Raw genomic sequence first — 11,900 nt, forward strand, 5'->3', positions numbered from 1 at the left:
GCTCCGTTCAGGTGTTGTGCGGGCCGGAGTATTGCGCATACATCCGTTGGATGGAAATCTGGTCTGCCAGATATTTGGCATCATGCCAGACCCCCCAGATAAAGGTCGAGCCCCGCCGAGACTGCCACGGCAGGCCAAGAAAATATATACCCGGTTCTGTCGAAACACCGCGTTGGTGGTCGGGCTTTCCATCGGCATCAAAAGCATCTACTTTCAGCCAACTGAAATCCTGCGAAAAACCGGTTGCCCAGATGATGGATGTCACCCCGGCATCGGCCAGATCAAGCTGGCGCAGCGGGTTGATCATACATTCGGGGTCAGGCAATCGGGTGCGGGCCTCGGGTTCTTCGAGAAAATCCAGACCATTTCGGGCGATATAGGCATCGGCAGCATCCAGCATCGCCAGATGGCTGGCATCCCCGTTGGCAATATTGTCATTCAGATCATAGGCAAACTTTAGCACGCCACCGGTGTAGGTTTCCGTTCGTCCAACCAGTGTCATCCCCGCCGCTGCCAATTCGCGAAAGTCGATCGTCTCGCCGCCCCGCGCGCCACTGACGGCAATGGTAACATGTTCGGCCCCCGGAACAGGTGCGGCCAGATCCCACATGCCCAGCACCCCCAGCCACCAGACAAAATCGCAGCCGCGATAGCTGCGCGGGGGGCGGTCATGGGGACCAACAGACAGGAAAACCTGCCTGCCCGCGCGCATCAATTCATCCGCGATCTGCACACCGGATGATCCGGCGCCAACAACCATAACAGCCCCATCCGGCAACTGATCCGGATTGCGATAATCAAAGGAATGTATCTGCATGATATCTGCGTCTTCTGGCACAACGGGGGGCACCACCGGACATTGGAACGCGCCGGTTGCCACGACCACATTGCGGGCCTCGATCACACCTTTGGATGTCTCGACATGAAACCCCGCACGGCCGACTTTGCGGCGCACTTCGGTTACATCGACGCCGGTGCGGATCGGGGCATCGACCTGTTTTGCATAGGCCACGAAATATTCGGCAACATCATCCTTGGCCACAAATTCCTCGGGATCACCCGGAAATTCCATCCCCGGAAACCGATCGTGCCAAGCCGGGCCATTGGCCACCAGACTGTCCCACCGCCCGGTGCGCCAACGTTCAGCGATCCGGTCCCGCTCCAGCACCAGATGCGGAATACCGGCATTGCCCAGATGTTCGCTCATCGCGACGCCGGCCTGACCCGCGCCAACGACAAGTGTGTCTATTTTTTCAATCGGCATATTCCGGGTCCTTTCAAACAGAAATTGCGTTCGCGCGCCTTATTGGTTTTGTTCGGTCTAATCTGGAAGCCCGGCCATAACGGCAAGGATGCTATCACGCAAAATACCCTCAATTTCGCCAATCATGCCAGTGTCCATAATCAGTGTTGGCGACAAGATCAGGATATTGCCAAGCGGACGTGCGATCAGGCCGCGTTTCTGGGTTTCCTGCGCAATCCGCAGACCCAGCTTTACCTCGTCCGCGTAGGTTTCTTTGGTGCCTTTGTTTTTGACAAACTCGATCCCCATCATGAAATGGCTGCCCCGTACATCCCCCACAATGTCCAAATCGCTTAACCCGCGCAGGGCATTCTCAAAGACTTTGCCGGTGATTTGTGCCTTTTGCGGGATTTCCTCGCGCTCAAGGATGTCGATATTCGCCAATGCAGCCGCGGCGGCGGCGGGTGGCCTGAATATGTCATGCCGTGCAGGAACATCGCACCGGGTTCTGAGATGACATCGTAAATTTCGTCGGAAATGATGGTCGCCGAAAGGGGTTGGTAACCCGAGGTCAGCCCTTTGGCGGTGTTGATAATATCAGGCACCATGCCAAAAACATCTTCAGAGGCAAACATATGCCCCAACCGGCCAAAGGCGGTGACCACCTCGTCGGCGATGTATTTGATATCATGGTCCGCCGTGATCTGGCGCATCCGTGCGTGATAGCCATCCGGCGCCACCAGAATACCGCCTGCTCCCATGATCGGCTCGGCAATAAAGGCCGCAATGTTTTCAGCGCCGATATCACGGATTGCACCCAGCATATCGTCCGCCAAAACATCCAGAAACTCGGCATCTGTCATCTCGCCCGCCTCGCGATAGCCGTAGGGCGCGCGCAAGTGGTGGACCAACCCATCGGCTGCGGTATCCCACCCTTCGCTATAGACCGGTGTGGTCATTGCCATCGCCAGATGGGTCGAGCCATGATACGCACCGATCCGCGATAGGATTTTCTTTTTGTTCGGGCGCCCCAGCCGGTTGTTGTAGTGGTGCAATATCCGTATGGCGGTATCGTTGGCGACAGACCCCGAATTGCCAAAATACACACGGTTCAGATCGCCCGGTGCAAGGCTTGCCAGCTTATCCGCCAATGCCGCTGCTGATGGGTGGGTGAAATTATAAAAGGTCGAATAATAATCCAGCGTTTCCAGCTGTCTGGTAATCGCGTCAATGATTTCACGCCGCCCGTGCCCCACATTCACGCACCACAAACCACCAATACCATCAATCAGATCGTTTCCTTCGCTGTCGGTTACATAGGCCCCCTTGGCGGCGACAATTGCGGTGCGGGCACCCTGTTGTTTCAACCCATCCAGATCAGCAAATGATTGGATCAGATGGGCGTCTTGGGCCAGAATATCGTCAGTGCTTTGCTTGTTCATGAGTTGATCCTTCAGGTTCGATTGTCTGCGGCTGCAATCCTCTGGTCTGCCACCCATAACAGGTGACAGCCAGAAGACGGCGTACAGCCCCGCAGCAAACGGGGCTGCTGACTTTACTTTTTCAGATCGGTCCAGATCTTGTCGTAGACGGCTTGCACGTCTTGCGAACAGGCCATGATGAACTGACCTTTGCCACCAGCAGGCGGGTTCAGCTCGGGTGCGCTTTTCACAGATGCGTCCAGGAACCCTTCCACACCCTCTACGCCAGCGGTATATTGTGCATAATTGGTGATCGCTGCCGCATTTTCTGGCTCAAGCAGGAAATTCATGAACTTCAACGCGTTGTCCCGATTTGGCGCGTCTTTCAACAGCACCACATTATCCATCCAGACAACATATCCTTCCTTGGGGAACGCATATTCGATTTTCGCCCCTTCTTCGCGGGCCTTGGCCGAGAACCCGTTCCAGATCATGCCCACCGCAGCATCGCCCGATACCAGCACATCCTTTGCCGTATCAGACCCGAAAGATGCCCAATGCGGCTTGGCTGATTGCAGCAGATCATTCAGGGCGCGCAGTTGGTCACGGTCACTCGTGCATTGCGGAATGCCCAGATATATGGACGCAAGCGCTATGACCTCGCCCTGACTGTCGAGCACGTTGATCTTGCCCTGCAACTCGGCTGGCGGATCAAACACGATGGCAAGTGTTTGAATATCGCCGCTGTAAACGTCACGGTTCACGGCAAAACTGGTGGTCCCCCACTGATAAGGGATAGAGCTGTGGCGGCCCGGATCAAAACTGACATCGACCCACTGGGGCGAGATATTGCCAAAATTGCTAAGTTCGGATGGCTCGAAAGTGTCCAGCAAACCTTCGCCGGCCATGATTTCGACCATGTAGTCACCGGGAACAGTCACATCGTAACTGCCCATTTTTCCAGCTTTCAGCGCTGCCAGCATGGCTTCGTTTGAATCGAATGTATCCATGGTGACTTCGACATCATATTCGGCAGCGAATTTATCCAGGAGCTCTTGTGGCATGTATTCAAACCAGTGGTATATCGACAATTTTCCCTCGGCATGCACCGCACCGGCGGCAATCGTCAGCGCCAATGCCGACGCGCCCAGTTTCAACAGTTTTTTCATTTCTTTCTCCTCTGTTATCATTCGGTCGTTATTGTTTGTTTTGCCCCATCCGTCCGACCAGATACGACAGGGTGACAAAGACCACTGACACCAGCAAAAGCAGGGTGGAAATGGCCATGATGTTCGGTTTGATGCCTTGTTTGACCGAACCGAAGATCGCCGTCGGCAGGGTTTCGATACCGGCCCCTTTGACGAAATTGGTGATAATGAAGTCATCAAGCGAAATGATGAATGCCAGCAGGAACCCCGAAATGATACCCGGCGTCATCAACGGCAACAGGATCAGGCGAAACGTTTGGAAACGGGTTGCATACAGGTCCATTGCCGCCTGTTCATAAACATCTTCGATACCCTGCATTCTGGCCGCAATCGGCAGATAGGCAAAAGGTATGCAAAACACGATATGGGCCACAAGGATGGTCAGATAACCGGTGGTGAATCCGATTGCCGAAAAGAAAATCAACGTCGCAACCGCCGTGACAATTTCCGGCACCATAAGGGGTAGGTTGATCAGCGCAAAACCAACAGATTTACCGCGAAAATTGCCGGCCTTCAGCATGGCCGTCGCTGCAAGCGTGGCAATCGACGTCGAGATGATCGCCGCAATAATCGCAATACTGATCGAGTTGATTGCGGCGGATTTGAATTTTTCAGACTCAACACCGGTGAAAACCTCGACATACCAACGCAACGACAACCCACCCCAGTTGGTAATCGAATTGCTGTCATTAAACGAATAGACCATCACGATGATCAGCGGCGCATAAAGCAAAAACAGGCACAGAAATGTCAAAGGCAGGAAACCGGGAAACCGTCGCAGATCAAGCTTCTTGGCCATCAGCGCACCCCGCCTTTGGACTGTTGACGGGCATAGTAGGTCAGAACCACCAGCACCATCGACAACAGGATCATCGATACCGCCGCCCCGAATGGCCAGTTCCCTGCATTACCCTTGAACTGTTCCTCGATCAGGCTGCCAATCATGAAATTCTTGGCACCGCCCAACAAATCCGGTGCCAGAAATGCACCCAGAGACGGCACAAAAACCAGAATACAACCGGCAATGATGCCGGGTTTGACAAAGGGCAAAATGATATGCCGCAACGTGGTCAGGCGGCTGGCATACAAATCCGCTGCTGCCTCGGAGAATGCGAAATTATAACGCTCCACACTGGCATAGATCGGCAGCACCATGAACGGCAGGTAAGAATAGAATAGTCCCAGTTGCACTGCGAAATTGGTGTTAATCATGTGGATCGGTTCCGAAATGGCACCAAGTGACAACAGCCATTCATTCAACGGACCATTATCGCGGATCAGGAATTTCATGGAAATGGTGCGGATCAACAAATTGACCCAATAGGGAATGGTGATCAGAAACAACCAGATTGATTTGTTCGCTCCGGTGCGTGTGGCGATGAACCACGCTGTCGGGAAACCGATGATCAGGCAGAAAAATGTTGCCAGCCCCGCCTGCCAGATCGAGCGCCAGAAGATCTTGATGTAGGTCCATTCAATCACCGGAGGATCATCCCCGAACAGGCCCCTATCAAAGAAAAACTGATCATAAGCTGCCAGTGAAAATTCCCAGATAACACCGCCGCGAAATTCCTTGGTCAGAAAGGAATACACCAACATCAGACCAACGGGCAGCACCAGAAAGAAACCGATCATCACCCAAGACGGCAGCATCAAAAAAGCCCCAAGCCCCGCATATGTGCTGGTGTTTGACTCGCTGCTTTTTGGCAATCCGCCTGACATTAGTCCACCAGCAGGCGCGCCGCACCTGTCTCGAAATTCAGGCCGACCAGCGCACCTTGCTCGGGGATATCTGTGCCTTCAGAGTTTTGCAGACGCACGGTAAGTACATCGCCGTCTTTCAGCCTGACATCCACATGCATGTCGGTGCCCAGATAGGTTTGCCGAACTGTAGAACCTTGCAGCAACCCGTCTTCTGGTTTTACCAGTGACACCCTTTCCGGTCGCACTGAAAGGTGCCCGTTCCCCGCCACCGCCCCGATCGCGGCAGGGCAGGTGAATTGCGCGCCGCCGGGCAATGTACACGTCGCATTGCCGCCCATCACGTCAGAAACCGCAACGTCAATCAGGTTCGTTTCGCCAATAAAATTCGCAACAAATTTGTTGACCGGCGCCTCGTAAATCTCGCGCGCAGGACCAACCTGTTGCACCTCACCATCGGCGATCACTGCGATCCTGTCTGACATGGTCAGGGCCTCTTCCTGATCATGGGTAACGAAAATAAACGTAATACCGGTCTCCTGCTGAATCTGCTGTAATTCCTGACGCACCGCTTGACGCAATTTCAAATCCAGCGCCGAGAGCGGCTCATCCAGCAGCAGCACCTTGGGTTTGGGGGCCAAGGCCCGCGCAAGTGCCACCCTTTGCTGCTGGCCGCCGGACAATTGCGACGGCAAACGATCTGCAAAATCAGTCAGTTGCACCATATCCAGAACATCAGCGGCCCGTGCGGACGCAGTTGTCTTATTCTGCCCCAATTGCAGCAGCCCGAACATAACATTGGCAGCCACATCCATGTGCGGAAACAGGGCATATTGTTGGAATACGGTGTTCACAGGGCGTTTGTTAGGGGGCAAATCGGCGATGTCTTCGCCGTATAGTTTGATCGCCCCATCCGAGATGTCCTCGAACCCAGCAATCGCGCGCAAAAGCGTGGTCTTGCCACATCCGGACGGCCCCAAAAGGGTAAAAAATTCGTTATCCAGAATGCTTAGGGATACGTTGCTTAACGCAACAAAATTGCCGTAGCGCTTGGTCATGTTCACTACATCTACAGCAATTTCAGTCATGTACAGTTGCCCCCTTCGCCCCGCGCAAATACCCCTTTAATTCATCGGACAAGATGTATAACCGCCCCCAAAAGGGGCATATACCCCCAAAAAGGTATTCATGCAGGTATCGGGGAACCTCTAAAAATCCCCCAAAATCCGGCCTGACGGGGTAGAATCGTCATCAGGATGAAAATGATTCGACCGACGGGGTTTTGTCATGGGTCAGATGGGATTTTTTGATCTTTCCAGCCGATACGCGGGACTGGACAAATCTGGTGATCCGCTGGTGTTGCTCAACGACATGGTGCCGTTCGAGGATTACCGGGACGAGCTGAAGGCCATATGGCGCACGCCGCCCGAACAGCGCAAATCCAACGCTGGCCGCCCGCCTTGGGATGAGGTGCTGATATTCAAGACGATGGTTTTGCAGCAGCTCTACAACCTCTCTGACGATCAGATCGAGTATCAGATCCGCGACCGCCTGTCGTTCATGCGGTTTCTCGGCCTTGGCATTGAAGACAGCGTACCTGACGCCAAGACCATCTGGGCCTACCGTGAAAGGCTGGCCGGGGCCGGGAAGATGAAGGAGCTGTTTGACAAGTTCGATGCCTTTCTGCGCGAAAAGGGCTATCTGGCGATGGGCGGGCAGATTGTTGATGCGAGCATCGTTCCGGCGCCGCGCCAGCACAACAAAAGGGACGAGAACGAGAAAATCAAGGCGGGCGAAACGCCTGAAGAGTGGGAGGAAAAACCCCACAAGAAGCGCCAGAAGGACGTGGATGCGCGCTGGACGAAGAAGCACGGCAAGAGCTATTACGGCTACAAGAACCACATCAATGTCGACCGGCGGCACAAATTCATCCGCGCTTATGATGTCACCGATGCCGCCGTGCATGACAGCCAGGCGCTTGCCGGTCTGATTGATGCGAGCAACACCTCATCGGACCTGTGGGCCGACAGCGCCTATCGCTCGCAAAAGATCGAAAGCGAGCTGGAAGAGCGGGGGCTTCACAGCCATATCCATCACAAGGGCAGGCGCGGCAAGCCGCTTGGCGAGCGCCAGCAAAAGGCCAACCGGAGGCGCTCGAAAGTGCGGGTCCGGGTCGAGCATGTATTCGCTTTTCAGGAGCGCTCCATGGGCGGCAAGCTGATCCGCTCCATCGGCCTGAAGCGGGCGCGATTTCGCATCGGGATGATGAACCTAGTCTACAACATGAAGCGCTTCGTCCAGTTCGAATGCGGCCTGGCGGCGCCGGGATAAGGGTTCATGGGGTGAGGTGTGCCTGAAATACCCAAAACCGGCTTGAAACCGGTGAAAATGGGTTTATGATCCGAAGCAATCAGGCGGGACAGGCGAAAAACCGTCCACCCCGCCGCGAAGAAGGCGAAAACGGGAATTTACAGAGGTTCCCTTAATATTTTACTCGCACGATTCATGACCTGCTCACTTCCGTATCGTCTTTTATATAATAGTCGCTGGATTTTCACTAGCGAATGGTTCTATTTGATGAACAAAACTAGGATTTTTTGGGTATTAATTCATGGCGGAAATGTGGTTTCTTCAACAAAATAGTGTTTATTAATGATGAATCCCCCAAATGTAGTGGTTAACCATGCTGTCACCTTGCTTGGTGCGGGGCGATCCATCCCTAAAGTTGTGAAACAGGCACTGTCATTTGCACCGATTCTTTTTGCGGCGGACGGGGGCGGCAAAGTGGCATTGGACATGGGATTAATGCCCGAAGGAGTGATCGGTGATCTGGATTCCCTGACGCCGGAAATTCAGCAGCAGTTACCGGCGGATAGGGTATATCGGTTCCCGGATCAGGATAGCACGGATTTTGACAAGTGTCTGCGCACTATTCACGCGCCGTTGATACTGGCAACCGGATTTACCGGACTGCGGCTGGACCATGAATTGGCCGCTTATAGTTCCCTGCTGCGTCATCCGGATCAGCGCTGCATTTTGCTGGGCGAGGTGGATTTGTGTTTTCTGGCACCTGAAAGGATGCGAATAGATTTGCCCGCCGGAACCCGTTTTTCGCTGTTCCCGATGGCATCCTGTGTGGCAAATGCCACGGGATTGCGCTGGCCGGTTGACGGGTTGATAATGGCGCCTGACGGGGTAATTGGCACTTCGAACGAGGTTACAACAGGGCAGGTCACATTACAGGTGTCAGAGCGCAAATTGCTGGTGATCCTGCCGCGCGTACATCTGGAGGCCGTGATCAAAGCATTGAAAGGGGTGATGAATGGATAATGATCGTGCGGTGGCGGTCGCGGCAAACCGGCGGGCGTGGAATGAATCCGCCGCGCGGCACAAGGCAGGAGAGCGTTGGGCGCAATTGGTTCAAGATGTGTCCAGGCCGGATTTTTCCAGCTTTGATAACACAATGACGGATGCGTTGCGCCGGATTGATCTGCGCGGAAAATCCGTGGTGCAGGTCGGATGCAACAACGGGCGCGAGGTGCTGTCGCTGGCATCCTTCGGGGCCAAACATTGTTTAGGGATTGATCAGGCAGAAGAGTTTATTGCCCAAGCCAATGAACTGAACCGCATTGCGGGGCAAGATTGCCGGTTCTTGCGGGCGGACATCTATGATCTGCCCGCAGATGTGCCGCAAGATTTCGATCTGGTTCTGGTCACCATCGGGGTGCTGAACTGGATGCCCGATCTGGCTGGATTCTTTCAGGCCGTCGCCGGATTGTTGCGCCAAGGCGGGCAGGTGTTGATCTATGAAACCCATCCGTTTCTGGAAATGTTCGAACCTATTGCAGATAACCCGTATCAGCTGGCCAATTCCTATTTTCGGGAACACCCTTTTATAGACACTGACCCGATTGTTTATGATGGCGTGAAAGATGGCAAAGTGACGCCGTCTTACTGGTATATTCACAAGATCAGCGATGTTCTGAACGGGTGTATTGCGGCGGGATTGCAAATTGTGCGGTTTGATGAATTTCCCCACTCCAACCGCGAGGTGGAATATGACTGTTACGAAGGGCAAGCCGCACAACTTCCGATGTGTTATCTGCTTGAAGCCCGCAAACCTGGCTAGGCGATCGAGTCAATCGCCAGCCGCCGTTCCCGCATCACGATATACAGGCCTGCGGCAACCGTGATTAGGATGCCGATGGCGGCCAAACCGTTCGGAAAATCCTTGAAGATCAACCAGCCGATCAGCGTGGCAAAGGGAATTTCAAGATATTGCACCGGCGCAAGGGTGGCCGTGGGGGCGAATTTCAGTGACCACGTCATGACCAGATGGGCCAATGTGCCCAGAATGCCGAGGATTGCGAGCAAAACCAGATCAGGATCGCTGGGGGTGATCAGGGTCAGGGCCGAGATATTGTAACCGGAAGTGGCCCACAGCACCAAGGCCAGCACCAGCAAGGCCATGCCGCCGCTGATAGCCTGCAATGTAACCGGATCCGATTTTGCGGTTAACTGGCGGGTGACGATCATAAATGCGGCAAAGGCCACAGCCACGATCAACGGAAGCAGCGCGGCATACCCGACATTGGCGAAACTGGGCTGGATCACCAGCAATGTGCCGACAAACCCGATGGCGCAGGCAATCAGGCGGTGCGGGCCGATGTGCTCTTTCAGGATCAGCCACGCCAGCAACAGCAACAGAAAAGGTTCGACAAAGGCAATAGCGACGGCTTCGGCCAGCGGTAGATAGATAAGCGACAGGAACATCGCGCCAATACCTATGATATGTAGGATAGAGCGCAGGAACAGCAGGCCAAGGGTTCGCGGGTCCATCCTGAGGTCGCGTTTTGTCAGCAGGACAATGGGCAGCAGGATCAGCACCTGGAAGGTAAAGCGGAAAGTGACGATCTGGACTACCGGCACGGTGCCGCCCAGCACTTTGGCCATAGCATCCGCAAAGGGGGCCATGACGCAGAAGGTGGCCATCAACAGGATGCCAAGAAGGGGGCGATCATTGTGCATTTGCCCACGCTAGAGAACATGGAGTGGGCGTGCAATTCCTGTTTTGGGGTTGCGCTGCCTTTGGCCGCGCCGCGGGTCCCTGCGGCGCAGATACTTGGAAAAAGAAGAAGGGGTCAGAAGAAGCCGCTAAACCGGGTCAGGGCAAACGGGGCGAGGGTTTCGGGGTATGTGCCGGTTGTGATCGCTTCGGCCATCAATTGGCCCAGCACAGGCGCAAGGGTGATGCCGCTGTGGGTGGCGATGATATGCAGGCCCTTGGCATCTGGCATGGGGCCGATGATGGTTTTGCCGTCGGTCGGGTAGGGGCGCACGCCGATGCCCAGTTTGCAGTCGTCTATGTCAATGGTGCCGGTTAGCTGCGGCAACACGGTATAAGCGCGGTCCAGCAGCAATTGCCCCATCTTGCGCAGGTGGTCCGGTGTCTGGTTGTCAATGATCATTCCGTCAATATCGTCCGAGGCGATTTTCAGCCCGCCATTGAATTCCGGCAGTATGTGCAATTCGTTTTTCGGCGCGGAATAATACATGTGGCGCAGCGGCGGGGCGGTTGGCAGGGGCGGGGTGGTCAGGATCAGTCCTGGCACCTTGTTCAGCGGGAACCGCGTGGCAAACCCGTCGTATCCGGTCAGGGTGCTAAGGGTGGTTGCCGTATCCTGACCGGTGGCCAGAATGATGTTGGCGGCGTGGAATGTGCCTTGGGTGGTGATCAGGCCGGTGACATCCCCCTCATCGGTTGCCAGCAGTTCGGTGGCAGCACAGTTTTCCAGCAATGTGCTGCCTTTCGCTGTCATTTGCTCCACCATGAAGCGGGTGAAATGCGGGGCATTGATGAGCAGGTCATCGGGGCTTAGCAGGGCCTCGGCGTCATCGGGGAATGTCATTTCCGGTTCAAGCTGGCGCAATTCGGTGTTGGAAATCCAGCGGTTGGCATAACCGAACGCCGTCAGGGCGCGGGCTTGTGTCTGCATCGCCTTATATCCGTCAGTATCGGATTTTGACACGACTTCCAGCGCACCGGTGGGGTTGATGCCCAGTGTTTCATTGCCGAATTCGTCTTGCAGGGCGTTATACCCTTTCACGCCGGCCGCGTTCAGATTGTGATAAGTCTTGTCCGTGGTTTTGACGCTGGCATTGGCCCAGGCAAAACTGTTGGCTGTGGTGCCGGTGGCGATTTTATCCCGCTCCAGAACAAGAACCTTTTGACCCTTGCGGGACAGGTGAAATGCGGTGGTGCAACCGATAATGCCACCGCCGATGATGATTGTGTCATATGTCATACGGCAGATAAAAACAGTTTGC

The 11,900-nt window shown here is 54.7% G+C and carries 10 protein-coding genes and 1 pseudogene; 3 read left to right on the forward strand and 8 right to left on the reverse strand.

The window, feature by feature from the left end; all coding sequences use genetic code 11:
- Positions 1 to 7: 7 nt before the first annotated feature.
- The 6 genes and pseudogenes from ACQY4M_RS09295 to ACQY4M_RS09320 all read right to left on the reverse strand — a co-directional run bounded on the left by ACQY4M_RS09295 (position 8) and on the right by ACQY4M_RS09320 (position 6,661).
- Positions 8 to 1,264, reverse strand: coding sequence for a flavin-containing monooxygenase (locus tag ACQY4M_RS09295; protein WP_428543388.1), 1,257 nt, complete (start codon positions 1,262 to 1,264; stop codon positions 8 to 10).
- A 57-nt stretch (positions 1,265 to 1,321) separates the two neighbouring features.
- Positions 1,322 to 2,742: pseudogene (locus ACQY4M_RS09300) on the reverse strand (aminotransferase class III-fold pyridoxal phosphate-dependent enzyme).
- Between the two features lie 56 nt (positions 2,743 to 2,798).
- Positions 2,799 to 3,833: an extracellular solute-binding protein gene (locus ACQY4M_RS09305; protein ID WP_428543390.1), complete on the reverse strand. Its 1,035-nt coding sequence runs from the start codon at positions 3,831 to 3,833 to the stop codon at positions 2,799 to 2,801.
- Between the two features lie 28 nt (positions 3,834 to 3,861).
- Positions 3,862 to 4,671, reverse strand: a complete 810-nt coding sequence (locus tag ACQY4M_RS09310) for an ABC transporter permease (RefSeq protein ID WP_428543392.1) — start codon at positions 4,669 to 4,671, stop codon at positions 3,862 to 3,864.
- Positions 4,671 to 5,594, reverse strand: a complete 924-nt coding sequence (locus tag ACQY4M_RS09315; RefSeq protein WP_428543394.1) for an ABC transporter permease — start codon at positions 5,592 to 5,594, stop codon at positions 4,671 to 4,673. The genes ACQY4M_RS09310 and ACQY4M_RS09315 overlap by 1 nt, the downstream gene beginning before the upstream one ends.
- Entirely contained in the window at positions 5,594 to 6,661 is a 1,068-nt protein-coding gene (locus tag ACQY4M_RS09320) for an ABC transporter ATP-binding protein (RefSeq protein ID WP_428543396.1), read from the reverse strand. Before ACQY4M_RS09320 ends, ACQY4M_RS09315 begins: the two co-directional genes overlap by 1 nt.
- Positions 6,662 to 6,860: 199 nt before the next feature.
- Here ACQY4M_RS09320 and ACQY4M_RS09325 point away from each other — a divergent pair, with 199 nt between their 5' ends.
- The 3 genes from ACQY4M_RS09325 to ACQY4M_RS09335 all read left to right on the forward strand — a co-directional run bounded on the left by ACQY4M_RS09325 (position 6,861) and on the right by ACQY4M_RS09335 (position 9,702).
- Positions 6,861 to 7,904, forward strand: a complete 1,044-nt coding sequence (locus ACQY4M_RS09325) for an IS5 family transposase (RefSeq protein ID WP_428539227.1) — start codon at positions 6,861 to 6,863, stop codon at positions 7,902 to 7,904.
- Between the two features lie 324 nt (positions 7,905 to 8,228).
- A complete protein-coding gene (locus ACQY4M_RS09330) occupies positions 8,229 to 8,903 on the forward strand; it encodes a thiamine diphosphokinase (protein ID WP_428544470.1) in 675 nt (224 codons plus the stop codon).
- Positions 8,896 to 9,702: a class I SAM-dependent methyltransferase gene (locus tag ACQY4M_RS09335; RefSeq protein ID WP_428543398.1), complete on the forward strand. Its 807-nt coding sequence runs from the start codon at positions 8,896 to 8,898 to the stop codon at positions 9,700 to 9,702. The genes ACQY4M_RS09330 and ACQY4M_RS09335 overlap by 8 nt, the downstream gene beginning before the upstream one ends.
- Here the strand turns inward: ACQY4M_RS09335 and ACQY4M_RS09340 are convergent.
- Positions 9,699 to 10,601: a DMT family transporter gene (locus ACQY4M_RS09340; RefSeq protein WP_428543400.1), complete on the reverse strand. Its 903-nt coding sequence runs from the start codon at positions 10,599 to 10,601 to the stop codon at positions 9,699 to 9,701. The genes ACQY4M_RS09335 and ACQY4M_RS09340 overlap by 4 nt on opposite strands.
- Positions 10,602 to 10,714: 113 nt before the next feature.
- The gene (locus tag ACQY4M_RS09345; protein WP_428543402.1) at positions 10,715 to 11,878 is read right to left on the reverse strand and encodes an NAD(P)/FAD-dependent oxidoreductase; all 1,164 of its coding nucleotides are present in this window, start codon (positions 11,876 to 11,878) and stop codon (positions 10,715 to 10,717) included.
- Positions 11,879 to 11,900 lie beyond the last annotated feature (22 nt).

The sequence above is a fragment of the Profundibacter sp. genome (assembly GCF_965277155.1).
Classification (GTDB): domain Bacteria; phylum Pseudomonadota; class Alphaproteobacteria; order Rhodobacterales; family Rhodobacteraceae; genus Profundibacter.